General features: G+C 42.4%; 23 protein-coding genes. All 23 read left to right on the top strand.

The genetic code is table 11. The features are described from left to right. Positions 1-19 precede the first annotated feature (19 nt). Positions 20-784: an RNA polymerase sigma-28 factor SigD gene (gene sigD, locus NX903_RS08240; protein ID WP_003220911.1), complete on the top strand. Its 765-nt coding sequence runs from the start codon at positions 20-22 to the stop codon at positions 782-784. Between the two features lie 28 nt (positions 785-812). Next, the gene (gene swrB, locus NX903_RS08245) at positions 813-1,316 is read left to right on the top strand and encodes a swarming motility protein SwrB (protein WP_046160407.1); all 504 of its coding nucleotides are present in this window, start codon (positions 813-815) and stop codon (positions 1,314-1,316) included. 143 nt (positions 1,317-1,459) lie between these two features. After that, on the top strand, positions 1,460-2,200 hold the full coding sequence (gene rpsB / locus NX903_RS08250; protein WP_003220918.1) for a 30S ribosomal protein S2: 741 nt from the start codon (positions 1,460-1,462) through the stop codon (positions 2,198-2,200). A gap of 101 nt (positions 2,201-2,301) precedes the next feature. Beyond that, positions 2,302-3,183, top strand: coding sequence for a translation elongation factor Ts (gene tsf / locus NX903_RS08255; protein WP_086343840.1), 882 nt, complete (start codon positions 2,302-2,304; stop codon positions 3,181-3,183). A gap of 145 nt (positions 3,184-3,328) precedes the next feature. Continuing rightward, positions 3,329-4,051, top strand: coding sequence for a UMP kinase (gene pyrH, locus NX903_RS08260; protein WP_003220923.1), 723 nt, complete (start codon positions 3,329-3,331; stop codon positions 4,049-4,051). A gap of 1 nt (position 4,052) precedes the next feature. Continuing rightward, positions 4,053-4,610: a ribosome recycling factor gene (gene frr, locus NX903_RS08265; protein ID WP_003231927.1), complete on the top strand. Its 558-nt coding sequence runs from the start codon at positions 4,053-4,055 to the stop codon at positions 4,608-4,610. 130 nt (positions 4,611-4,740) lie between these two features. Next, the gene (locus NX903_RS08270) at positions 4,741-5,523 is read left to right on the top strand and encodes an isoprenyl transferase (protein WP_003231925.1); all 783 of its coding nucleotides are present in this window, start codon (positions 4,741-4,743) and stop codon (positions 5,521-5,523) included. Positions 5,524-5,526: 3 nt separating this feature from the next. Further along, a complete protein-coding gene (gene cdsA / locus NX903_RS08275) occupies positions 5,527-6,336 on the top strand; it encodes a phosphatidate cytidylyltransferase (protein WP_003231924.1) in 810 nt (269 codons plus the stop codon). A gap of 61 nt (positions 6,337-6,397) precedes the next feature. Next, positions 6,398-7,549 (top strand): 1-deoxy-D-xylulose-5-phosphate reductoisomerase, encoded by a 1,152-nt coding sequence (dxr, locus tag NX903_RS08280; protein ID WP_086343841.1) that lies wholly within the window; start codon positions 6,398-6,400, stop codon positions 7,547-7,549. Positions 7,550-7,555: 6 nt separating this feature from the next. After that, complete coding sequence (gene rseP, locus NX903_RS08285; protein ID WP_080332235.1) at positions 7,556-8,824, top strand: RIP metalloprotease RseP; 1,269 nt, start codon at positions 7,556-7,558, stop codon at positions 8,822-8,824. Positions 8,825-8,856: 32 nt separating this feature from the next. Then, positions 8,857-10,551 (top strand): proline--tRNA ligase, encoded by a 1,695-nt coding sequence (gene proS / locus NX903_RS08290; RefSeq protein WP_003231918.1) that lies wholly within the window; start codon positions 8,857-8,859, stop codon positions 10,549-10,551. Between the two features lie 108 nt (positions 10,552-10,659). Then, positions 10,660-14,973 (top strand): PolC-type DNA polymerase III, encoded by a 4,314-nt coding sequence (locus NX903_RS08295; RefSeq protein WP_086343842.1) that lies wholly within the window; start codon positions 10,660-10,662, stop codon positions 14,971-14,973. Positions 14,974-15,301: 328 nt separating this feature from the next. Beyond that, positions 15,302-15,772 (top strand): ribosome maturation factor RimP, encoded by a 471-nt coding sequence (gene rimP, locus NX903_RS08300; protein ID WP_003231915.1) that lies wholly within the window; start codon positions 15,302-15,304, stop codon positions 15,770-15,772. A gap of 34 nt (positions 15,773-15,806) precedes the next feature. Continuing rightward, positions 15,807-16,922: a transcription termination factor NusA gene (gene nusA, locus NX903_RS08305; protein WP_003231912.1), complete on the top strand. Its 1,116-nt coding sequence runs from the start codon at positions 15,807-15,809 to the stop codon at positions 16,920-16,922. Positions 16,923-16,935: 13 nt separating this feature from the next. Continuing rightward, complete coding sequence (gene rulR, locus NX903_RS08310; RefSeq protein WP_009967250.1) at positions 16,936-17,211, top strand: glucose-induced regulator RulR; 276 nt, start codon at positions 16,936-16,938, stop codon at positions 17,209-17,211. Between the two features lies 1 nt (position 17,212). Then, on the top strand, positions 17,213-17,515 hold the full coding sequence (locus tag NX903_RS08315; RefSeq protein WP_003220946.1) for a YlxQ family RNA-binding protein: 303 nt from the start codon (positions 17,213-17,215) through the stop codon (positions 17,513-17,515). 19 nt (positions 17,516-17,534) lie between these two features. After that, positions 17,535-19,685 (top strand): translation initiation factor IF-2, encoded by a 2,151-nt coding sequence (infB, locus tag NX903_RS08320; protein ID WP_003231906.1) that lies wholly within the window; start codon positions 17,535-17,537, stop codon positions 19,683-19,685. After that, positions 19,682-19,960, top strand: coding sequence for a DUF503 domain-containing protein (locus NX903_RS08325; protein ID WP_003220950.1), 279 nt, complete (start codon positions 19,682-19,684; stop codon positions 19,958-19,960). Before infB ends, NX903_RS08325 begins: the two co-directional genes overlap by 4 nt. A 16-nt stretch (positions 19,961-19,976) precedes the next feature. Then, the gene (rbfA, locus tag NX903_RS08330) at positions 19,977-20,330 is read left to right on the top strand and encodes a 30S ribosome-binding factor RbfA (protein ID WP_009967251.1); all 354 of its coding nucleotides are present in this window, start codon (positions 19,977-19,979) and stop codon (positions 20,328-20,330) included. Between the two features lie 82 nt (positions 20,331-20,412). Next, positions 20,413-21,342, top strand: a complete 930-nt coding sequence (truB, locus tag NX903_RS08335) for a tRNA pseudouridine(55) synthase TruB (RefSeq protein ID WP_015252083.1) — start codon at positions 20,413-20,415, stop codon at positions 21,340-21,342. A gap of 18 nt (positions 21,343-21,360) precedes the next feature. Beyond that, positions 21,361-22,311: a bifunctional riboflavin kinase/FAD synthetase gene (ribF, locus tag NX903_RS08340; RefSeq protein ID WP_049140022.1), complete on the top strand. Its 951-nt coding sequence runs from the start codon at positions 21,361-21,363 to the stop codon at positions 22,309-22,311. Positions 22,312-22,467: 156 nt separating this feature from the next. After that, entirely contained in the window at positions 22,468-22,737 is a 270-nt protein-coding gene (gene rpsO, locus NX903_RS08345; RefSeq protein WP_003220957.1) for a 30S ribosomal protein S15, read from the top strand. Positions 22,738-22,909: 172 nt separating this feature from the next. After that, positions 22,910-25,027, top strand: coding sequence for a polyribonucleotide nucleotidyltransferase (gene pnp / locus NX903_RS08350; protein WP_003231897.1), 2,118 nt, complete (start codon positions 22,910-22,912; stop codon positions 25,025-25,027). Positions 25,028-25,060: the final 33 nt, after the last annotated feature.

Consider the following 25,060-nt stretch of genomic DNA (forward strand, 5'->3'; position numbering starts at 1 on the left):
AGGTATTAGGGGGATAACAATGCAATCCTTGAATTATGAAGATCAGGTGCTTTGGACGCGCTGGAAAGAGTGGAAAGATCCTAAAGCCGGTGACGACTTAATGCGCCGTTACATGCCGCTTGTCACATATCATGTAGGCAGAATTTCTGTCGGGCTGCCGAAATCAGTGCATAAAGACGATCTTATGAGCCTTGGTATGCTTGGTTTATATGATGCCCTTGAAAAATTTGACCCCAGCCGGGACTTAAAATTTGATACCTACGCCTCGTTTAGAATTCGCGGCGCAATCATAGACGGGCTTCGTAAAGAAGATTGGCTGCCCAGAACCTCACGCGAAAAAACAAAGAAGGTTGAAGCGGCAATTGAAAAGCTTGAACAGCGGTATCTTCGGAATGTATCGCCCGCGGAAATTGCAGAGGAACTCGGAATGACGGTACAGGATGTCGTGTCAACAATGAATGAAGGTTTTTTTGCAAATCTGCTGTCAATTGATGAAAAGCTCCATGATCAAGATGACGGGGAAAACATTCAAGTCATGATCAGAGATGACAAAAATGTTCCGCCTGAAGAAAAGATTATGAAGGATGAACTGATTGCACAGCTTGCGGAAAAAATTCACGAACTCTCTGAAAAAGAACAGCTGGTTGTCAGTTTGTTCTACAAAGAGGAGTTGACACTGACAGAAATCGGACAAGTATTAAATCTCTCTACGTCCCGCATATCTCAGATCCATTCAAAGGCATTATTTAAATTAAAGAATCTGCTGGAAAAAGTGATACAATAATGAATTTCATGGTTAGCGAGTGAAAAACATGTCAACACTATTATGGCTTTTAAGCTTTACGCTCCACGGCGTTCTTCTGTACGCTGTCATTATCCTGTATACGAGGCTCGCTGCAGTGAAAGAAACAGAAAAACAGCAAAAACAGATACTTGAAGAGACGGAAAACACCTTGGCGGCATTTCTGCTTGAATTAAAAGAAGAAAATGAGAAACTGATAGAAAATAAAGCTTCATCTGCAAGTCAATCAGATGAAGAATCCCAAAAACCAGGCATTCAGCACTCTGAAACATATCAAGAGCGGGATCCAGTTCAAGAGGCAGAGAATCTTCCTGAACATATTGAAGGTCTGATTACAGAGGTTGACCGTCGGGAAGAGATCGTAAACAGTGAGGTCCAATCATTTGAAGACCAGGTCATAGAATTATATGAACAGGGATATTCGGCAAGTCAGATTGCCCAGAAAATGAAGAGCGGAAAGACAGAAATCGAGCTATTTTTAAAATTTCGCTCCAAAGGTGTAAAGGATTCTTGATTGTCGGATAAAGCTGTGTTATATTATGTCTTGGTGTTAAATACACACGCTTAACGATTTATGCAGAGGGTGCTGCAGGCGGCAGTTCTGCACAAAAATGACCTAAGCGGAGGAAAAAAACCATTATATTAGGAGGAAATAACATGTCAGTCATTTCTATGAAGCAATTGCTTGAAGCTGGTGTTCACTTCGGTCACCAAACACGCCGTTGGAACCCAAAAATGAAGCGTTACATTTTCACGGAGCGTAACGGAATCTACATCATTGACCTTCAAAAAACAGTCAAAAAAGTAGAGGAAGCTTACAACTTCACTAAAAATCTTGCTGCTGAAGGCGGAAAAATCCTTTTCGTCGGAACAAAAAAACAAGCTCAAGATTCTGTTAAAGAAGAAGCTCAACGCTCTGGCATGTACTATGTCAACCAACGCTGGTTGGGCGGTACATTAACAAACTTTGAAACAATCCAAAAACGTATTAAACGTCTTAAAGACATTGAAAAAATGCAAGAAAACGGTACGTTTGATGTACTTCCTAAAAAAGAAGTCGTTCAATTGAAAAAAGAATTAGAGCGTCTTGAAAAATTCCTAGGCGGAATTAAAGATATGAAGGATCTTCCTGATGCATTATTCATCATCGATCCTCGCAAAGAGCGCATCGCTGTTGCGGAAGCTCGCAAATTAAACATCCCTATCATCGGTATCGTAGATACTAACTGTGATCCAGATGAAATCGATGTTGTTATCCCAGCGAACGATGACGCTATCCGCGCTGTTAAACTTCTAACTTCTAAAATGGCAGATGCAATCTTAGAAGCGAAGCAAGGCGAAGAAGAAGCGGAAGTTGCTGAAGAAACTGCACCAGAAACAGAAACAACAACTGCGTAACCTATTCAAAAGGTGATAAGAGGGACTGCCTTTTATCACCTTTTTTCAAGAAAAATGTGTAATATACATACTCTTGTTTAAACATATAAGGAGGAATACAAATGGCAATTACTGCACAGCAAGTAAAAGAACTGCGTGAAAAAACTGGCGCGGGCATGATGGATTGTAAAAAAGCGTTAACTGAAACTGACGGAGATATGGACAAAGCAATTGACCTTTTAAGAGAAAAAGGGATTGCAAAAGCAGCGAAAAAAGCTGACCGTATCGCAGCAGAAGGTTCTACTCTTATTAAAACTGACGGTAACAAAGGCGTTATCCTGGAAGTAAACTCTGAAACTGATTTCGTTGCGAAAAACGAAGGCTTCAAAGAGCTTCTTAACACTTTAGCTGACCACCTTCTTGCAAACACGCCAGCAGATGTTGAAGAAGCAATGGGTCAAAAAATGGAAAATGGCTCAACTGTTGAAGAGTACATCACAAGCGCAGTTGCTAAAATCGGTGAGAAAATCACTCTTCGTCGCTTTACAGTTCTTACAAAAGACGAAAGCTCTGCATTCGGTGCGTACCTTCACATGGGCGGCCGCATTGGTGTATTAACTGTTCTCAACGGTACAACTGATGAAGAAACTGCGAAAGATATCGCAATGCACGTTGCTGCAGTTAACCCTCGTTACATTTCTCGTGATCAAGTATCTGAAGAAGAAACAAATCATGAGCGTCAAATCTTAACTCAGCAAGCCCTCCAAGAAGGCAAACCTGAAAACATCGTAGCGAAAATGGTTGAAGGCCGTCTGAACAAATTCTTCGAAGAAATTTGTCTATTAGACCAAGCGTTCGTTAAAAACCCAGATGAAAAAGTGAAACAAGTTATTGCAGCGAAAAACGCTACTGTTCAAACTTTTGTCCGCTATGAAGTTGGAGAAGGCATCGAAAAACGTCAAGAAAACTTTGCTGAAGAAGTAATGAACCAAGTGAAAAAATAATGGTGAAAAGATTTCGCGGCTAAGTCGCGTCTTTTCAGGCAGTATAGGGGACACATTTTGTGTTCCCTATTTTTAAAACTATATTTACAAACCTTTTTTTCTCTTGCATAATAGAAAACGGCAATGTTTACACTTGGAGGTTATCATGGAAAAACCAAAATACAAACGTATCGTATTAAAGCTTAGCGGGGAAGCATTGGCAGGAGAACAGGGAAATGGAATTAACCCGACTGTCATTCAATCCATTGCAAAGCAAGTGAAGGAAATCGCTGAGCTTGAAGTCGAAGTGGCTGTTGTAGTAGGCGGCGGCAACTTATGGCGCGGAAAAACAGGAAGTGACCTGGGCATGGACCGCGCGACTGCTGACTATATGGGAATGCTGGCGACAGTAATGAATTCGCTTGCTCTTCAAGACAGCTTGGAAACACTCGGAATCCAGTCCAGAGTGCAAACATCCATTGAAATGAGACAAGTTGCTGAACCGTACATAAGAAGAAAAGCGATACGCCACTTAGAGAAAAAACGTGTCGTTATTTTCGCTGCGGGCACAGGAAACCCATATTTCTCAACTGATACGACAGCTGCACTGCGGGCTGCTGAAATTGAGGCAGACGTTATTTTAATGGCTAAAAATAACGTTGACGGTGTGTATAATGCTGATCCTAGAAAAGATGAATCAGCTGTTAAGTATGAATCACTTTCTTATCTTGACGTTCTTAAAGACGGCCTGGAAGTCATGGATTCAACAGCTTCCTCTTTATGTATGGACAATGACATTCCGCTTATCGTCTTTTCTATTATGGAAGAAGGAAATATCAAACGTGCCGTTATCGGTGAATCAATCGGAACGATCGTGAGGGGGAAATAACGTGTCAAAAGAAGTATTAACTCAAACAAAAGAAAAAATGGAAAAAGCAATTGCTGCTTATCAGCGCGAATTGGCTACTGTACGCGCAGGCCGTGCAAATCCATCATTATTAGATAAAGTAACGGTTGAATATTACGGAGCGCAGACACCTTTAAATCAGTTGTCTTCTATTAACGTGCCTGAAGCTCGTATGCTCGTTATCACGCCATACGACAAAACAGCAATCGGCGATATCGAAAAAGCAATTTTAAAAGCTGATTTAGGTCTTACACCAACAAGTGACGGCAATATGATTCGGATTGCAATTCCGGCACTAACAGAAGAGAGACGGAAAGAATTAGTGAAAGTTGTAAAAAAATATGCTGAAGAAGCAAAAGTAGCTGTTCGTAACGTTCGCCGTGATGCTAACGATGATCTCAAAAAACTTGAGAAAAACGGAGACATTACTGAGGATGAACTGCGTGCTTCCACTGAAGACGTTCAAAAACTGACAGATGAATATGTGTCAAAAATTGACAGTGTCACAAAAGACAAAGAAAAAGAAATCATGGAAGTTTAATGAAAAACTATGTACAATAGATAATAGTGAAAAGACCCTCTCATGTTTACAGGGGGTTTTTTTGTTAATACTGTTGATTACATTGATTATCAGCAGGGAATGTAACCTTTTTGGGTGACGGAGGAATCTCATGCTCAACATACTCAAAAATTGGAAGAATCAGCAAACTGCGGCTTCCAACTTAGAACGTTATACAAAAGAAGACATACTTAAGGGAGAAATTCCCGAACACATCGCCATTATCATGGATGGAAATGGCCGTTGGGCTAAAAAACGCTCTCTTCCCAGAATTGCAGGCCACCATGAAGGGATGAAGGTGGTAAAAAGGACCACGAAGCTCGCAAACGAATTAGGTGTCAAAGTACTGACATTGTATGCATTTTCAACAGAAAACTGGAAAAGACCGAAAATGGAAGTCGATTTTTTAATGAAGCTTCCGGAAGAATTTTTGAATACGTATCTTCCAGAGCTTGTTGAGGAAAATGTACAGGTTCGGATCATTGGGGATGAAACGGCTTTGCCGGCGCACACATTACGTGCGATTGAAAAAGCTGTACAGGACACGGCGCAAAACGACGGAATGATCCTTAATTTTGCTCTTAACTATGGAGGCCGTACTGAAATTGTCAGTGCTGCAAAATCACTCGCGGAAAAAGTGAAGGAAGGCTCTTTGAATATTGAAGACATTGATGAATCGCTTTTTTCTACTTATTTGATGACTGAATCTTTGCAGGATCCTGAACTTTTAATTCGAACGAGCGGCGAGATAAGGCTGAGTAATTTTATGCTATGGCAGGTTGCCTACAGTGAATTTGTCTTTACTGACGTCTTGTGGCCTGACTTTAAAGAAGACCACTTCTTGCAGGCGTTAGGAGAGTTTCAGCAGAGAGGCCGGAGGTTTGGCGGAATTTAGAGGATGGTGGACATGAAACAAAGAATTTTGACAGGTGTTCTGGCAGCAATTGTATTTTTATTTTTGGTTATTGTCGGGAAATTGCCGTTCACCATATTAATTTATGCTATGGGCAGTGTGGCGCTTTTTGAACTTTTACGGATGAAAAAGCTGAAGCTGGTTTCACTGCCGGGTTTGATCGGTCTTTTATTATTGTGGATGTTCTTATTGCCAAGCCAGTATTCGTTTTTTGAAGCGGACGGAATTTCCAAAATGGAAATCGCTTTATTTGCGGTATTGCTATTGCTGACTTACACAGTGTTGGTCAAGAACACCTTTACTTTTGATGAAGTCGGATTTATTACGCTTGCAGCAATTTACATCGGAATGTGTTTTCATTATTTTATCGAAATCAGAAATCTTGACCAATACGGATTAACATACATTTTTTATGCGTGTGTTGTCATTTGGTCCACCGATTCCGGTGCCTATTTTGTCGGTAAATCGCTTGGGAAGCGGAAACTGTGGCCTGAAATCAGTCCGAATAAAACAGTGGAAGGGTTTGCAGGCGGAATTGTCATCGCACTTGTATTGGCGACGATTTTTCAGCTTGTTGCACAACTTCCGATCCCGTATATCTATCTGCTGTTGATCACGCTGTTTTTGTCTGTTTTTGGACAACTGGGAGATTTAGTGGAATCCGCGTTGAAAAGACATTACGATGTAAAGGATTCTGGGAATATTCTTCCTGGGCATGGCGGTATATTAGACCGTTTTGACAGTTTCTTGTTTGTCATGCCTTTCTTGTACTTTCTGCTTGCCCTTTTTTCATAAAAAAGTCTAGTATGAATATGAGACTGATCATGCAGCAATAAGAATAGGAGTAGTGGCAACTTTGAAAAATATTTGTCTTTTAGGAGCAACAGGATCAATCGGCGAACAGACTCTTGATGTACTGCGTGCACATCAAGATCAATTTCAGCTGGTATCTATGTCGTTTGGCAGAAATATTGATAAGGCCGTTCCAATGATTGAGGTCTTTCAGCCGAAGTTTGTCTCTGTCGGTGATCTGGATACATATCATAAATTAAAACAAATGTCTTTTTCTTTTGAATGCCAAATCGGGCTGGGAGAAGAAGGACTGATAGAAGCAGCAGTGATGGAGGAGGTTGACATTGTTGTCAACGCTTTGCTTGGAAGCGTCGGCCTTATCCCGACGTTAAAGGCAATTGAACAGAAAAAAACAATTGCGCTTGCAAATAAGGAAACTCTTGTCACTGCAGGGCATATAGTAAAAGAACATGCTAAGAAATATGATGTTCCGCTGCTGCCTGTTGACAGTGAGCATTCAGCCATTTTTCAAGCTCTTCAAGGCGAACAGACTAAAAACATTGAACGCCTCATCATTACGGCATCCGGCGGAAGTTTTCGGGACAAGACGCGGGAGGAGCTCGAATCAGTAACAGTTGAAGATGCATTAAAACATCCAAACTGGTCAATGGGTGCAAAAATTACAATTGATTCGGCTACAATGATGAATAAGGGATTAGAGGTGATCGAGGCACACTGGCTTTTCGATATACCTTATGAACAAATTGATGTGGTTTTACATAAGGAGAGCATCATCCATTCAATGGTTGAGTTCCATGATAAAAGTGTGATCGCACAGCTCGGAACTCCGGATATGAGAGTCCCCATTCAATATGCGCTCACTTATCCTGACCGATTGCCATTACCAGATGCGAAAAGGCTTGAATTATGGGAAATCGGCAGCCTTCATTTTGAGAAAGCTGATTTTGACAGGTTCCGATGCTTACAATTTGCTTTTGAATCAGGTAAAATAGGAGGAACAATGCCGACAGTGCTAAATGCGGCAAATGAAGTAGCTGTCGCTGCCTTTTTAGCTGGCAAGATACCGTTTTTGGCTATTGAAGACTGTATCGAAAAGGCACTAACCCGCCATCAATTACTGAAAAAACCGAGCCTGGCGGACATTCAAGAAGTGGACAAAGATACCCGGGGATACGTCAATTCAATACTCACATAAGGTGGTATGTTCGTGAATACAGTTATAGCGTTTATCATTATTTTCGGAACGCTCGTTTTCTTCCATGAACTGGGCCATTTATTGCTAGCCCAAAGAGCGGGAATTCTCTGCCGTGAATTTGCGATCGGCTTCGGTCCAAAGATTTTTTCTTTCAAAAAAAATGAAACAGTTTATACGATCAGGCTGCTTCCGGTCGGCGGGTTTGTTCGTATGGCCGGCGAAGATCCGGAAATGATTGAGGTGAAACCCGGATACACGGTCGGGCTTCTCTTTAATAAAGAAGATCAAGTTGAGAAAGTCATCATCAATCAAAAGGAAAAATATCCGGATGCTTTAGTCATTGAAGTGGAAACAGCGGATCTAGAGCATGACATGAAGATCACAGGTTATGAACAGGGGAAAGAGGACGAACTTTCCAGCTTTACTGTCAGCGAAACATCCTTTTTTATTGTAGACGGAGAAGAAGTGCAGATTGCGCCGTATAATCGCCAATTTGGTTCCAAACCTGTGTGGCAGCGGATTAAAGCAATTGCTGCAGGGCCGATTATGAACTTTATTTTAGCTTACGTCATTTTAGTGATGCTTGGGCTGATTCAAGGCGTACCGTCAAATGAACCTATGCTCGGGCAGCTGACAGACAATGGACGGGCGGCTGAAGCAGGGCTAAAAGAAGGGGATTATATCCAAAGCATTAACGGAGAGAAAATGAGGTCTTGGACTGACATTGTCTCCGCTGTAAAAGAAAACCCGGATAAAGAAATGGACGTTGCAGTAAAAAGAGATAACAAAACGCTTCATATTTCAGTGACTCCGGAAGCTGTTAAAGATGAGAACAAAAAAACAATCGGACGTTTCGGTTCCTATGCGCCGACTGAAAAAGGCGTCCTCTCAGCAGTTGCTTACGGCGCGACATCAACAGTTGATGTCACTAAAGCGATTTTAACCAATCTGAGCAAATTAGTAACAGGCCAATTTAAACTCGATATGCTGTCAGGTCCTGTCGGCATATATGATATGACAGACCAAGTGGCGAAAACAGGGATCGTGAACTTATTTCAGTTTGCGGCGTTTTTAAGCATTAACCTTGGGATTGTCAATCTGCTTCCGATTCCGGCACTTGACGGAGGAAGACTGTTGTTTCTATTTATTGAAGCGATTCGGGGCAAACCGATTAACAGGGAAAAAGAAGCATTTGTTGTGTTTATCGGAGTAGCTTTCTTAATGCTTCTTATGCTGGTTGTCACATGGAACGATATCCAGCGGCTGTTTTTGTAAACGAAAAGTAAATCAATCAGAGGTGCGAAGAAATGAGACAAAGCTTGACGCTTATTCCTACGCTCCGTGAAGTTCCAGCTGATGCCGAAGCAAAAAGTCATCAGCTTCTTCTGAGAGCAGGATTTATCAGACAGAATACGAGCGGGGTATACAGCTATATGCCTCTGGCGTATAAGGTGATTCAAAACATTCAGCAGATTGTTCGAGAGGAAATGGAGAAAATTGATGCCGTAGAAATGCTCATGCCCGCATTGCAGCAGGCAGAGACATGGCAGGAATCAGGCAGATGGTATACGTATGGTCCCGAACTGATGAGGCTAAAAGACCGTCATGGCCGTGAATTTGCTTTAGGGGCAACGCATGAAGAGGTTATCACTTCGCTTGTTCGCGATGAGGTTAAATCTTATAAGCGTCTCCCTCTGACTCTTTATCAAATTCAGTCTAAGTTCAGAGATGAAAAACGTCCTCGCTTCGGTTTGTTAAGAGGCCGCGAATTTATTATGAAGGATGCGTACTCTTTCCATGCATCTGCAGAGAGTCTGGATGAAACGTATCAAAAAATGTACGAAGCCTATTCTAATATTTTTGCCCGCTGCGGCATTAATGTAAGACCTGTTATCGCTGATTCAGGCGCAATGGGAGGAAAGGATACGCACGAATTTATGGCACTTTCTGCGATCGGAGAGGATACGATTGCGTATTCTGATGAATCACAGTACGCGGCTAATATCGAGATGGCTGAAGTTCTTCACCAGGAAGTTCCTTCAGATGAAGAGCCTAAAGCTCTAGAGAAGGTTCATACGCCTAACGTGAAAACAATCGAAGAACTGACTGCGTTCTTGCAGGTTTCGGCTGAAGCGTGCATTAAGTCAGTATTGTTTAAAGCTGATGACCGTTTTGTCTTAGTGCTTGTAAGAGGGGATCATGAAGTTAACGATATTAAAGTGAAAAACTTGCTTCATGCAGAAGTTGTAGAGCTTGCCACACATGAAGAGGTCATTCAGCAGCTCGGAACAGAGCCAGGTTTTGTAGGCCCTGTCGGTATTCATCAGGATGTGGAAGTATATGCCGATCAAGCTGTGAAAGCAATGGTTAATGCTGTTGCCGGGGCAAATGAAGGAGATCATCATTATAAAAATGTCAATGTGAATCGTGACGCGCAAATTAAAGAATTTGCTGATCTTCGTTTTATTAAAGAAGGTGATCCTTCACCAGACGGCAAGGGAACGATCCGTTTTGCTGAGGGAATCGAAGTCGGACAAGTCTTTAAGCTCGGAACACGCTATTCAGAAGCGATGAATGCGACATATTTAGATGAAAACGGACGCGCGCAGCCAATGCTGATGGGCTGTTACGGAATCGGTGTGTCAAGAACGCTTTCTGCTATTGCTGAACAGCATCACGACGAAAAAGGCTTAATATGGCCAAAAAGCGTTGCGCCGTACGATCTTCATATTCTTGCATTGAACATGAAAAACGATGGGCAAAGAGAGCTTGCTGAAAAGCTGTATGCCGATTTAAAAGCGGAAGGCTATGAAGTGCTCTATGACGACCGTGCTGAGCGTGCCGGCGTAAAATTCGCTGATTCAGATCTAATCGGCCTTCCAATCCGCATCACTGTCGGAAAACGGGCTGACGAAGGAATCGTCGAAGTGAAAATTCGCCAAACTGGTGAGTCAACTGAGATTTCAGTAGACGAATTATCTGCGTTTATCAGCAAGCAGTAATCACCATAACGATTTATCAAAAAACATGTTAAAATAGAAATAATAGAAGGTACCTCATTGCCTGAGGTACCTTCACTTATGATGTTTTTAGGGAGGGATACTGTCTTAATGGAACAGTTATCAGTAAACAGAAGGCAGTTTCAAATTCTTCTGCAGCAGATTAATATGACAGATGATACCTTCATGACATACTTTGAACATGGCGAGATTAAAAAGCTGACAATTCACAAAGCTTCTAAGTCTTGGCATTTTCATTTTCAATTTAAATCTTTGCTGCCTTTTCAAATATATGACACATTAACAACGAGGCTGACGCAATCGTTTGCCCACATAGCAAAAGTGACATCTTCAATTGAAGTTCAGGATGCCGAGGTCAGTGAAAGTATCGTTCAAGACTACTGGTCACGCTGCATTGAAGAACTGCAGGGCATTTCGCCGCCGATTATCAGTCTTTTAAACCAGCAAAAACCGAAGCTGAAGGGCAATAAACTGATTGTCAAAACCAAAACGGATACAGAAGCGGCTGCGCTAAAAAACAAATACAGTTCCATGATTCAAGCAGGCTACCGTCAATTTGGCTTTCCGGATCTTCAGCTTGATGCTGAAATATTTGTATCCGAGCAGGAAGTTCAAAAGTTTCGGGAACAAAAGCTTGCGGAAGACCAAGAGCGGGCGATGCAGGCCTTGATTGAAATGGAGAAGAAAGATAAAGAAAGTGATGAAGACCAAGCACCATCTGGTCCTCTTGTTATCGGTTATCAAATTAAAGATAACGAGGAAATCCGGACACTTGACAGCATCATGGACGAAGAACGGAGAATTACGGTCCAAGGTTATGTGTTTGATGTGGAGACGCGCGAGCTGAAGAGCGGGCGCACGCTGTGTATCTTCAAAATTACAGACTATACAAATAGTATTTTGATCAAAATGTTTGCACGTGAAAAAGAAGATGCGGCACTGATGAAGTCTCTGAAAAAAGGAATGTGGGTAAAAGCACGCGGAAGCATTCAAAATGATACATTTGTCAGAGACCTTGTCATGATCGCAAATGACGTAAACGAAATAAAAGCAAAAACCCGTGAAGATTCAGCACCTGAAGGAGAAAAAAGAGTGGAATTGCATCTTCATTCCCCAATGAGCCAAATGGATGCTGTTACGGGTATCGGAAAGCTTGTCGAACAGGCGAAAAAATGGGGGCATGAGGCCATCGCTTTGACTGACCATGCTGTCGTTCAATCCTTCCCTGATGCGTATTCTGCGGCAAAAAAGCATGGAATTAAAATGATTTACGGGATGGAAGCGAATCTCGTGGATGATGGCGTGCCAATTGCTTATAATGCCGCACATCGTCTGCTCGAAGAAGAAACATATGTTGTTTTTGACGTTGAGACGACAGGATTGTCTGCTGTATACGATACCATTATTGAACTGGCTGCAGTAAAAGTAAAAGGCGGAGAAATTATTGATAAATTTGAGGCGTTTGCGAACCCGCATCGTCCGCTTTCCGCCACAATCATAGAGCTGACAGGGATCACTGATGATATGCTACAAGACGCTCCGGATGTCGTAGATGTAATAAGAGATTTCAGAGAATGGATTGGCGATGATATCCTTGTCGCTCATAATGCAAGCTTTGATATGGGATTCTTAAATGTAGCCTATAAAAAGCTTCTTGAAGTCGATAAAGCTAAAAACCCAGTCATTGATACGCTTGAACTTGGACGTTTTCTCTATCCGGAATTTAAGAACCACCGGTTGAACACACTTTGTAAAAAGTTTGATATCGAACTCACACAGCATCACCGTGCGATCTATGATACTGAGGCAACCGCTTATTTGCTTCTGAAAATGCTGAAAGACGCAGCTGAAAAAGGCATTCAGTACCATGATGAGTTGAATGAAAATATGGGTCAGTCCAATGCTTATCAAAGATCAAGACCGTATCATGCAACATTACTTGCCGTGAACAGCACGGGACTTAAAAATTTATTTAAGCTTGTGTCACTTTCTCATATTCATTATTTTTACAGAGTGCCGCGTATTCCGAGATCTCAGCTTGAGAAATACAGGGAAGGGCTGCTGATCGGTTCTGCCTGTGACAGGGGAGAGGTTTTTGAGGGAATGATGCAAAAATCGCCTGAAGAGGTGGAAGATATCGCGTCATTTTATGATTACCTTGAGGTTCAGCCGCCTGAAGTGTATCGTCACTTGCTGGAGCTTGAACTGGTCCGTGATGAAAAAGCGCTGAAAGAAATTATTGTGAATATCACGAAGCTGGGGGAAAAGCTTAATAAACCGGTTGTTGCGACGGGAAATGTCCATTACTTGAATGATGAGGATAAAATCTACAGAAAGATTTTAATATCCTCACAAGGCGGGGCAAATCCGCTGAACAGGCATGAACTGCCGAAAGTGCATTTCAGAACGACAGACGAAATGCTTGAAGCTTTTTCTTTCTTAGGTGAAGAAAAAGCGAAGGAGATCGTAGTCACCAATACCCAAAAGGTTGCTTCTTTAGTTGATGACATCAAGCCGATTAAAGATGATTTATATACGCCGAAAATCGAAGGCGCTGATGAAGAGATCAGAGAAATGAGCTATCAGCGTGCAAGAAGCATTTACGGGGAAGAGCTGCCTGAAATTGTCGAAGCGCGGATTGAAAAAGAGTTAAAGAGTATTATTGGCCACGGATTTGCTGTTATTTACTTGATCTCTCACAAACTTGTAAAACGTTCACTAGATGACGGGTATCTCGTTGGTTCCCGTGGTTCCGTAGGATCTTCATTAGTTGCGACACTTACTGAGATTACTGAGGTAAACCCGCTGCCGCCGCACTATGTTTGTCCTGAGTGCCAGCATTCTGAGTTCTTTAATGACGGTTCTGTCGGTTCTGGTTTTGACCTGCCTGACAAGACATGCCCTCATTGCGGAACGCCTTTGAAAAAAGACGGCCATGATATTCCATTTGAAACGTTCTTAGGATTTAAAGGGGACAAAGTACCTGATATCGATTTGAACTTCTCAGGGGAATATCAGCCGCAAGCACACAATTACACAAAAGTATTGTTCGGAGAAGACAATGTATATCGTGCGGGAACAATAGGCACGGTGGCAGAAAAAACAGCCTACGGTTATGTAAAAGGCTATGCCGGAGACAACAATCTTCATATGCGCGGTGCCGAAATAGATCGGCTCGTACAGGGATGCACAGGTGTAAAACGTACAACTGGACAACACCCTGGCGGTATTATTGTAGTTCCGGATTATATGGATATTTATGATTTTTCACCGATCCAGTTCCCGGCAGATGCCACAGGTTCAGAGTGGAAAACGACTCATTTTGATTTCCACTCCATCCATGACAACCTGTTAAAACTTGATATTCTCGGACACGATGACCCGACTGTTATTCGGATGCTTCAAGACTTAAGCGGAATAGATCCGAAAACAATTCCGACGGATGATCCTGAAGTGATGAAGATCTTCCAGGGAACCGAATCACTCGGTGTGACTGAAGAACAGATTGGCTGTAAAACGGGTACTCTTGGAATTCCTGAATTCGGAACCCGATTTGTCCGGCAGATGCTTGAAGATACAAAGCCGACCACTTTTTCTGAGCTCGTTCAGATTTCAGGCTTGTCTCACGGAACTGATGTATGGCTTGGCAATGCACAGGAGCTCATCCACAATAATATTTGTGAGCTGAGTGAGGTTATCGGCTGCCGTGATGACATTATGGTTTATTTAATCTATCAAGGCCTTGAACCGTCCCTTGCCTTTAAAATCATGGAATTCGTGCGTAAAGGAAAAGGATTAACGCCTGAATGGGAAGAAGAAATGAAAAATAACAATGTCCCAGACTGGTATATTGATTCCTGTAAAAAGATTAAATACATGTTCCCGAAAGCCCATGCCGCGGCATATGTCTTAATGGCAGTCCGCATTGCTTACTTTAAAGTGCATCATGCTCTTTTGTATTATGCGGCTTATTTTACCGTTCGTGCAGATGACTTTGATATCGATACAATGATCAAGGGCTCTACAGCAATCAGAGCGGTAATGGAGGATATAAACTCTAAAGGACTTGATGCTTCACCGAAGGAAAAGAACCTTCTGACTGTTTTAGAATTAGCGCTTGAGATGTGTGAGAGAGGCTATTCATTCCAAAAAGTCGATTTATATCGCTCCAGCGCTACAGAGTTTATTATTGACGGCAACAGTCTTATTCCGCCGTTTAACTCTATTCCAGGATTAGGGACGAACGCTGCTTTGAACATTGTAAAAGCTCGCGAAGAAGGCGAATTCCTCTCAAAAGAAGATTTGCAAAAGAGAGGGAAAGTATCAAAAACGATTTTAGAGTACTTAGATCGCCATGGCTGTCTGGAATCACTGCCTGATCAAAACCAATTGTCATTGTTCTAATATGGAAAGCAGAATTTCTCAGAAATTCTGCTTCTATGCATACATAAGCGCAAAAAGTGCCATCGTAATATTAGAGTTTCTGTACTTGCTTAGGTATGAAGGTAAGCGTATATCCATTTGCAATAAAAATATGGTTATGGTATAGTTTTATTGGAAATGCTAACGATTACCGAGGCAAAGAGTGGGGAAACCCGCTCTTTTGTATTGAACAGGAGAATTTTGTCTCGACATGTTCATCGTTTACTTTTTAGCCCCTGCTCTTTTGAAGCAGGGTTTTTATGCAGAGTGACGAGACGAATATGAGATCGACAGCACAAGGAGGAAGAACATGAGCAAAAAAGTGACTGACACCGTTCAAGAAATGGCTCAGCCAATCGTAGACAGCCTTCAGCTGGAACTCGTTGACATTGAATTTGTCAAAGAGGGCCAAAGCTGGTTCCTTCGCGTGTTTATTGATTCCGATGACGGTGTGGATATTGAGGAATGTGCCAAAGTAAGCGAAGCTTTAAGCGAAAAGCTTGATGAGGCAGACCCAATCAGCCAAAATTACTTTCTTGAAGTCTCATCTCCAGGAGCTGAGCGTCCGCTAAAGAAAAAAGCCGATTTCGAAAAATCACTAGGAAAAAACGTATACATTAAGACGTATGAGCCTATTGACGGCGTAAAAGTGTTTGAAGGTGAACTGGCTGAATTTGATGGACAAACAGTGACAGTTGAGATCACGATCAAAACAAGAAAGAAACGGATCAATATTCCGTATGAAAAGATAGCTAATGCAAGATTAGCTGTTACATTCTAATGAATACAAATGTTTTAAGGGGGGAGACCGTTAAATGAGCAGTGAATTATTAGATGCTCTCACGATTCTTGAAAAAGAAAAAGGCATCAGTAAAGAAATTATCATCGAAGCAATCGAAGCTGCGTTAATTTCTGCTTATAAGCGGAATTTTAATCAAGCGCAAAATGTACGGGTGGATCTAAACCGTGAAACTGGCTCCATCCGTGTATTTGCAAGAAAAGATGTCGTTGACGAAGTATACGACCAGAGATTAGAGATCTCAATTGAAGAGGCGCAGGGCATCCATCCGGAATATATGGTCGGCGATGTCGTCGAAATCGAAGTTACACCTAAGGATTTCGGGCGCATAGCTGCTCAAACAGCGAAGCAGGTCGTCACACAGCGTGTGCGCGAAGCTGAGCGCGGTGTGATTTATTCTGAATTTATCGACCGTGAAGAAGACATCATGACAGGGATCGTCCAGCGTCTGGACAATAAATTTATCTACGTGTCTTTAGGCAAAATAGAAGCCTTGCTGCCGGTTAATGAGCAAATGCCGAATGAAAGCTACAAGCCCCATGACCGCATTAAGGTATATATCACAAAAGTAGAAAAAACAACGAAGGGCCCGCAGATTTATGTGTCAAGAACACATCCAGGCCTGTTAAAGCGTTTGTTTGAAATTGAAGTGCCTGAAATTTATGATGGAACTGTCGAGCTAAAATCTGTTGCCAGAGAAGCCGGCGACCGTTCAAAAATTTCTGTTCGCACAGATGATCCTGACGTGGATCCTGTCGGTTCATGCGTAGGGCCTAAAGGCCAGCGTGTGCAAGCAATCGTCAATGAATTAAAAGGTGAAAAAATTGACATTGTCAACTGGTCCAGTGATCCTGTAGAATTTGTCGCGAATGCGCTCAGCCCTTCCAAAGTGCTTGATGTCATTGTTAATGAAGAAGAAAAAGCGACAACTGTTATTGTTCCTGATTACCAGCTGTCTCTGGCAATTGGCAAAAGAGGACAAAACGCACGCTTAGCTGCTAAACTGACAGGCTGGAAGATTGATATTAAGAGCGAAACGGACGCAAGAGAACTTGGAATCTATCCGAGAGAACTTGAAGAAGATGATGAGCCGCTCTTTACGGAGCCTGAAACTGCTGAATCGGATGAATAAGAGGTGACTTTAGGTGAATAAACACAAAAAGATCCCATTACGCAAATGTGTAGTGACTGGTGAAATGAAGCCTAAAAAGGAACTGATCCGAGTTGTACGGTCGAAAGAAGGCGAAATCTCAGTAGACCCGACCGGAAAAAAGAATGGGCGGGGTGCTTATTTAACGCTGGATAAAGAGTGCATCTTAGCAGCAAAAAAGAAAAACACTTTGCAAAATCAATTTCAATCACAAATCGATGACCAGATTTTCGATGAATTGCTGGAACTGGCGGAAAAGGTGAAAAAATAAAATGTCTGGAATGGAATGGTTTCCCTTGCTGGGTCTGGCCAATCGAGCTCGTAAGGTCGTGTCAGGCGAAGACTTGGTAATAAAAGAAATCAGGAATGCGCGTGCAAAGCTTGTCCTGCTTACAGAGGATGCATCATCTAACACAGCAAAAAAAGTAACTGACAAGTGCAATTATTATAAAGTCCCTTATAAAAAAGTCGAGAGTCGCGCGGTTCTTGGACGCTCTATCGGTAAAGAAGCCCGTGTCGTTGTCGCCGTCACTGACCAAGGTTTTGCGAATAAGCTGATCAGCTTGCTCGATTAATATTTTTGGGGGTGAACGAATGGCTAAAATGAGAGTATACGAATATGCAAAAGCGTTAAATGTTTCAAGTAAGGAAATTTTGACCGCACTGAAGAACATGGATTTAGAAGTGAATAATCACATGGCCATGCTTGAAGAAAAGGCCATTAAAAAGCTTGATGCCAAATATAAAAAAGGCGGCGCAGCTGCTAAATCTCAAAAGCCAGCAGAAACGAACAAAAACAAACAGCCACAAGGGGTTAATCAGCAATCAGCTGGAAATCAACCAAATAAAATTCGAGACGGAAAGAAGAATGACGTGCAGAATAATCAATTTAACAAAAACAAGAAGAATAACAACAACAAAAAAAATAAACGCAACAACAACAACAATAAAAACCAACATCAGCAAAAGCCTGTAAAGCCGAAAAAAGAGCTTCCTGAGAAAATTACATTCTCTGGCACTTTAACAGTTGGCGCACTTGCTGAAGAGCTTGGCAAAGAGCCTTCAGAACTCATTAAAAAGCTGATGCTTCTTGGCGTAATGGCTACCATTAACCAAGAGCTTGATAAAGACACAATCGAACTCATTGCATCAGAATATGGTGTTGAAACAGAAGAGGTCATTGTGCTTGAAGAAACAGAGCTGGAAAAATACGAAGAGCCTGATAATGAAGAGGATCTTGAAATTCGTCCTCCTGTCGTGACAATCATGGGCCACGTTGACCATGGGAAAACAACGCTTCTTGACAGCATCCGTAAAACAAAGGTTGTTGAAGGAGAAGCAGGCGGAATCACTCAGCATATCGGCGCTTATCAAATTGAAGAGAACGGCAAGAAAATCACGTTCTTGGATACACCGGGCCACGCCGCATTTACAACAATGCGTGCACGCGGTGCAGAAGTAACTGATATTACGATTCTTGTCGTAGCTGCCGATGACGGTGTCATGCCGCAAACAGTTGAAGCGATTAACCATGCAAAAGCAGCAGAGGTTCCAATCATCGTAGCTGTGAATAAAATAGATAAAGAATCCGCAAACCCTGACCGTGTGATGCAAGAACTGACGGAATACGGACTTGTCCCTGAAGCTTGGGGCGGAGAAACCATTTTTGTGCCGCTTTCTGCTTTAACTGGAAAAGGCATTGATGAGCTCGTTGAAATGATTTTGCTTGTCAGTGAGGTAGAGGAACTGAAAGCGAATCCGAACCGTCAGGCAAAAGGAACGGTTATTGAAGCTGAACTCGATAAAGGCAGAGGGTCAGTTGCGACGTTGCTCGTACAGACTGGAACACTGCATGTCGGTGATCCGATCGTAGTCGGCAATACATTTGGCCGTGTCCGTGCAATGGTCAACGACATTGGCCGCCGTGTGAAAACTGCCGGCCCATCAACTCCGGTTGAAATTACCGGTTTGAATGATGTCCCTCAAGCAGGAGACCAATTCCTTGTCTTTAAGGATGAAAAAACAGCTCGTTCTGTCGGTGAAGCCCGTGCTTCGAAACAGCTTGAAGAGCAGCGCAGCGATAAAGCGAAGCTCAGTCTTGATGATTTATTCGAGCAAATTAAGCAAGGTGATGTAAAAGACATCAACCTCATCGTAAAAGCTGACGTTCAAGGATCTGCTGAAGCTTTAACGGCTGCGCTTCAAAAAATTGAAGTAGAAGGCGTTAAAGTGAAAATCATCCATACAGGCGTTGGTGCGATTACTGAATCTGACATTATCTTGGCATCTGCTTCCAATGCAATTGTTATTGGGTTTAATGTGAGACCGGACGGAAATGCTAAGAGTACGGCTGAAGCTGAAAATGTAGATATTCGACTTCACCGTATCATTTACAAAGTAATCGACGAGATTGAAGCTGCCATGAAAGGTATGCTTGATCCTGAATATGAAGAAAAAGTAATTGGTCAAGTAGAAGTACGCCAAACATTCAAAGTATCTAAAATCGGTACAATTGCCGGCGGATATGTTACTGAAGGAACCATTACGCGCGACAGCGGCCTCCGTTTAATTCGTGACGGCGTCGTCATCTTTGAAGGCGAAGTAGATGTTCTGAAACGCTTTAAAGACGATGTGAAAGAAGTTTCACAAGGCTATGAATGTGGTATTACAATTAAGAAATACAATGACATTCGTGAAGGTGACATCCTAGAAGCGTTTGTCATGCAAGAAATTGAAAGAACGTGATCGGATTTGCGGAGTGTGAATGCATCATTTATGATGCAGGATCGCTAAAAGAAAAGCGTGCCGTTCTGAAGCGGATTTTAACCAGGGTTCAAAACAAGTTCAATGTTTCGATTTCGGAGATTGGCTATCAGGACACCTGGCAAAGAACCAGCTTCGGAATCGCCGCTGTTTCTTCCTCTCGCGTTCAAACAGAAAAAGAACTGCAGCGCGTCCTAGCGTTTATCGATTCTTTTCCTGAAATTGAACGGACGATCACTAGGACAGAGTGGTTTTAACTTAGAGGTGATTGAATTGAGTATGAGAGCAAACCGTGTCGGCGAGCAGATGAAAAAAGAACTCGGTGATATTATCAGCCGCAAGCTGAAAGACCCGAGAATTGGTTTTCTGACAGTAACGGATGTACGTGTATCAGGTGATTTGCAAATTGCAAAGGTGTATATCTCGGTTCTCGGTGACGAGAAAAAACGGGAAGAAGCGCTGAAAGGACTGGCAAAAGCGAAAGGATTTATCCGATCCGAAATCGGCAGCCGCATCAGACTTCGAAAAACGCCTGAAATTGAATTTGAGTTCGATGAATCAATCGATTACGGGAATCGGATCGAAACACTGATTCACGAATTACATTCAGAGAAACCATCTGAATAAAAAATGAGAGGATAGGCGTATATCGTCTGTCCTCTTTCTTCGTTTAAAAGAAAAAAGTTAAAAAAGAAGGAGTGAAAGGCAAATGGTTAACGGAGTTCTCCTTTTACATAAACCTGTTGGCATGACATCGCACGACTGTGTCATGAAGATCCGAAAGCTGTTAAAAACAAAAAAAGTAGGACATACAGGAACGCTCGATCCGGAAGTGTCAGGCGTGCTTCCGATTTGTGTAGGAAGAGCGACAAAAATAGTCGAATACTTAACTGAAAAATCTAAAACGTATGATGCAGAAATAACGCTTGGCTTTTCAACCACAACAGAGGATCAAACCGGAGAAACGGTGGAAACAAAGCCTGTCAATCACGACATTGATAAAGCGGATGTAGAAAAGGTTTTAAACAGTTTAAAGGGGAAACAAGAACAAATTCCGCCCATGTATTCCGCTGTAAAAGTAAACGGCAAAAAATTATACGAATACGCAAGAGCGGGGATTGAAGTAGAACGTCCGAAACGTATGATAACCATTGAAGACATTGCCCTGACGACAGAGATTAAACATCATGGAGAAACCGCAAGCTTCCGGTTTACAGTGACTTGCTCCAAAGGGACCTATGTAAGGACGCTGGCGGTCATGATCGGAGAAAAGCTCGGATATCCGGCTCATATGTCTCATTTAATCCGTACGGCATCCGGAGATTTTTCTCTCGACGAATGCTTTACTTTTGATGAGCTCGAAGCACAGGCCCAATCCGGAACCGTGGAAGAGCATACAGTTCCTATTGAACGTGCGCTCAATCATTTGCCGAAATGGATCATAAGTGATACATTAGCTAAGAAAGTAGAAAATGGGGCTTTGCTTGAGACGCCCGAGCAGTTTTCTGAAATGACAAGTGAAGACCGTATCGCCGTCTTTACTGAATCCGGAACCTGTTTGGCGATCTATTTCCCTCATCCTGCAAAAAAAGGGCTGTTAAAGCCGGCAAAAGTATTGATGCAAAAAAGCGAACAATAGAAAAAAGGTGACCGTTCTGTGAAGACGATACATATTACACATCCTCATCATTTAATAAAAGAGGAGCAGGCAAAATCAGTGATGGCGTTAGGATATTTTGACGGCGTTCATCTCGGGCATCAAAAGGTAATCTGCACAGCGAAGCAAATAGCCGAAGAAAAAGGTCTGACATTGGCTGTGATGACCTTTCATCCCCATCCTTCTCACGTGTTGGGCAGAGATAAGGAACCTAAGGATCTGATTACGCCTCTTGAAGACAAAATAAATCAAATTGAACAATTAGGTACAGAAGTTCTGTATGTCGTTAAATTTAATGAAGTGTTTGCTTCTCTTTCTCCTAAGCAGTTTATAGACCAGTATATTATCGGCCTTAATGTGCAGCACGCAGTGGCAGGCTTTGACTTTACGTACGGCAAATACGGCAAGGGAACAATGAAGACCATGCCGGATGATTTAGACGGAAAAGCTGGGTGCACAATGGTAGAAAAATTAACGGAGCAGGATAAAAAAATCAGTTCTTCGTATATCCGTACCGCGCTTCAAAACGGAGATGTTGAATTGGCGAATGTCTTGCTTGGACAACCTTATTTTATTAAAGGAATTGTCATTCATGGTGATAAAAGAGGGCGGACCATCGGGTTTCCGACAGCGAATGTCGGTTTAAATAACAGCTATATCGTCCCGCCCACAGGTGTATATGCCGTAAAAGCGGAAGTGAACGGCGAAGTTTACAATGGCGTTTGCAATATTGGCTATAAGCCGACGTTTTATGAAAAGCGCCCTGAGCAGCCTTCCATCGAGGTCAATCTGTTTGATTTCGATCAAGAGGTATATGGAGCCGCTATAAAAATCGAATGGTACAAACGGATTCGGAGCGAGCGGAAATTCAATGGCATCAAAGAATTAACAGAGCAAATTGAGAAAGATAAGCAGCAAGCCATCCGTTATTTCAGCAATTTACGGAAATAACTTGCAACGCACGCAAATTTTATTCTAAAATATTTGCATATAGGCACGATTTTTAGTATGATAGTTTTCGTAGTCTTAAAACCATTGCTTGGCAATCCGAAGTCACCGACGGTTGCTAGGTAACTGGGGCTAAATATGATTTGGAGGTGAAACAGGATGGCAATTACTCAAGAGCGTAAAAACCAACTCATCAATGAGTTCAAAACACACGAATCTGATACTGGATCTCCAGAAGTTCAGATCGCTATCCTAACTGACTCAATTAACAACTTGAACGAGCATTTACGTACTCACAAGAAAGACCACCACTCACGTCGCGGTCTTCTTAAAATGGTAGGTAAGCGTCGTAATCTTCTTACGTATCTGCGTAATAAAGACGTAACTCGTTACCGTGAGTTAATTAACAAACTAGGCTTACGTCGATAATCGTAAAAAGCGGGAGGATTCCCGCTTTTTTATCGTATTAAAGCGAAATTTCTTATAACAAATCATTGAAATCCTTTTACATACTACTTTGACATTGATATGTTCAATTCATTTCGTTCATAATAGGAGTAATTGATTATTTCACACAACGAAGAGAGGAGTTCGTAATTGTATGGGACAAGAAAAACATGTCTTTACCATAGATTGGGCCGGAAGAACGCTTACTGTTGAAACCGGCCAGCTTGCCAAACAGGCAAATGGTGCTGTGATGATCCGCTACGGTGATACAGCAGTACTTAGTACAGCAACCGCTTCAAAAGAACCTAAACCGCTTGATTTCTTCCCTCTTACTGTAAACTATGAAGAAAGATTATATGCGGTAGGGAAAATTCCGGGCGGATTTATTAAAAGAGAAGGACGTCCAAGTGAAAAAGCGGTTCTTGCCAGCCGTTTAATTGACCGTCCGATCCGTCCTTTGTTTGCCGATGGATTCCGTAATGAAGTTCAAGTCATCAGCATTGTCATGAGTGTTGACCAAAACTGCTCTTCAGAAATGGCTGCCATGTTCGGTTCATCTCTTGCACTTTCTGTATCGGATATTCCGTTTGAAGGACCGATTGCAGGGGTTACTGTCGGACGCATTGATGATCAATTTATCATTAACCCGACAGTCGATCAGCTTGAAAAAAGCGACATCAATCTTGTCGTTGCCGGCACGAAAGATGCGATTAACATGGTAGAAGCGGGAGCGGACGAAGTTCCTGAGGAAATCATGCTTGAAGCCATTATGTTCGGCCATGAAGAAATTAAACGCCTGATTGCATTCCAAGAAGAAATTGTTGCAGCAGTCGGCAAAGAGAAATCTGAAATTAAGCTCTTTGAAATTGATGAAGAGCTTAATGAAAAAGTAAAAGCTTTGGCAGAAGAGGATCTGCTGAAAGCCATCCAAGTTCATGAAAAGCATGCCCGTGAAGATGCCATTAACGAAGTGAAGAACGCAGTTGTGGCAAAATTCGAGGATGAAGAACATGATGAAGACACAATCAAGCAAGTGAAGCAGATTTTATCCAAGCTGGTGAAAAATGAAGTTCGCCGCCTGATTACTGAAGAGAAAGTAAGACCGGACGGCCGCGGTGTCGATCAAATCCGCCCGCTCTCTTCAGAGGTTGGCCTCTTGCCAAGAACGCACGGTTCAGGTCTATTTACAAGGGGACAAACTCAGGCCCTCAGCGTATGTACGCTAGGTGCTCTGGGAGATGTGCAAATCCTTGACGGCTTAGGTGTCGAAGAGTCGAAACGGTTTATGCATCATTACAACTTCCCGCAATTCAGCGTTGGGGAAACAGGACCGATGCGCGGACCGGGACGTCGTGAAATCGGACACGGAGCACTGGGTGAGCGTGCGCTTGAGCCAGTTATTCCGTCTGAAAAAGACTTCCCTTATACTGTCCGTCTTGTTTCAGAAGTGCTTGAATCAAACGGTTCTACATCTCAAGCAAGCATTTGCGCAAGCACACTTGCAATGATGGATGCCGGTGTACCGATTAAAGCGCCAGTTGCTGGTATTGCGATGGGTCTTGTCAAATCAGGCGAACATTACACTGTCTTGACTGACATCCAAGGCATGGAAGACGCGCTCGGAGATATGGACTTTAAAGTAGCGGGAACTGAAAAAGGCGTAACGGCCCTGCAAATGGACATTAAAATTGAAGGCCTTTCCAGAGAGATTCTTGAAGAAGCGCTTCAGCAGGCGAAAAAGGGCAGAATGGAAATCCTCAACAGCATGCTTGCAACATTAAGCGAATCAAGAAAAGAGCTTTCTCGATATGCGCCTAAGATCTTAACAATGACCATTAATCCTGATAAAATCCGCGATGTCATCGGACCAAGCGGAAAACAAATCAATAAGATCATCGAAGAAACCGGTGTTAAAATTGATATTGAGCAGGACGGCACAATCTTTATTTCCTCTACAGATGAAAGCGGCAACCAAAAAGCGAAAAAAATCATCGAAGACCTTGTTAGAGAGGTTGAAGTCGGCCAACTTTACCTAGGTAAAGTGAAACGGATTGAAAAATTCGGGGCTTTCGTTGAAATTTTCAGCGGAAAAGACGGCTTGGTGCACATTTCAGAGCTTGCGCTTGAACGCGTAGGGAAAGTTGAAGATGTTGTAAAAATCGGAGACGAGATTCTTGTCAAAGTCACTGAAATTGATAAACAAGGACGAGTGAATTTATCCCGCAAAGCGGTGCTCCGTGAAGAGAAAGAAAAAGAAGAACAACAATCTTAAATGAAAACATAAAAGGAGCCTGGGAGACCCGGC

Source organism: Bacillus sp. FSL R5-0576, from assembly GCF_038004765.1.
In the GTDB taxonomy this organism is placed as follows: domain Bacteria; phylum Bacillota; class Bacilli; order Bacillales; family Bacillaceae; genus Bacillus; species Bacillus subtilis.

What these genes read in the sequence shown, in the direction of transcription:
- rpsB (WP_003220918.1), top strand. Translation starts at nt 1,460, where the DNA reads ATGTCAGTCATTTCTATGAAGCAATTGCTTGAAGCTGGTGTTCACTTC.
- pyrH (WP_003220923.1), top strand. Translation starts at nt 3,329, where the DNA reads ATGGAAAAACCAAAATACAAACGTATCGTATTAAAGCTTAGCGGGGAA.
- rseP (WP_080332235.1), top strand. Translation starts at nt 7,556, where the DNA reads ATGTTCGTGAATACAGTTATAGCGTTTATCATTATTTTCGGAACGCTC.
- proS (WP_003231918.1), top strand. Translation starts at nt 8,857, where the DNA reads ATGAGACAAAGCTTGACGCTTATTCCTACGCTCCGTGAAGTTCCAGCT.
- pnp (WP_003231897.1), top strand. Translation starts at nt 22,910, where the DNA reads ATGGGACAAGAAAAACATGTCTTTACCATAGATTGGGCCGGAAGAACG.
- NX903_RS08315 (WP_003220946.1), top strand. Translation starts at nt 17,213, where the DNA reads ATGTCTGGAATGGAATGGTTTCCCTTGCTGGGTCTGGCCAATCGAGCT.
- rpsO (WP_003220957.1), top strand. Translation starts at nt 22,468, where the DNA reads ATGGCAATTACTCAAGAGCGTAAAAACCAACTCATCAATGAGTTCAAA.
- infB (WP_003231906.1), top strand. Translation starts at nt 17,535, where the DNA reads ATGGCTAAAATGAGAGTATACGAATATGCAAAAGCGTTAAATGTTTCA.
- truB (WP_015252083.1), top strand. Translation starts at nt 20,413, where the DNA reads ATGGTTAACGGAGTTCTCCTTTTACATAAACCTGTTGGCATGACATCG.
- cdsA (WP_003231924.1), top strand. Translation starts at nt 5,527, where the DNA reads ATGGTGGACATGAAACAAAGAATTTTGACAGGTGTTCTGGCAGCAATT.
- sigD (WP_003220911.1), top strand. Translation starts at nt 20, where the DNA reads ATGCAATCCTTGAATTATGAAGATCAGGTGCTTTGGACGCGCTGGAAA.
- nusA (WP_003231912.1), top strand. Translation starts at nt 15,807, where the DNA reads ATGAGCAGTGAATTATTAGATGCTCTCACGATTCTTGAAAAAGAAAAA.
- NX903_RS08295 (WP_086343842.1), top strand. Translation starts at nt 10,660, where the DNA reads ATGGAACAGTTATCAGTAAACAGAAGGCAGTTTCAAATTCTTCTGCAG.
- NX903_RS08270 (WP_003231925.1), top strand. Translation starts at nt 4,741, where the DNA reads ATGCTCAACATACTCAAAAATTGGAAGAATCAGCAAACTGCGGCTTCC.
- tsf (WP_086343840.1), top strand. Translation starts at nt 2,302, where the DNA reads ATGGCAATTACTGCACAGCAAGTAAAAGAACTGCGTGAAAAAACTGGC.
- rimP (WP_003231915.1), top strand. Translation starts at nt 15,302, where the DNA reads ATGAGCAAAAAAGTGACTGACACCGTTCAAGAAATGGCTCAGCCAATC.
- swrB (WP_046160407.1), top strand. Translation starts at nt 813, where the DNA reads ATGTCAACACTATTATGGCTTTTAAGCTTTACGCTCCACGGCGTTCTT.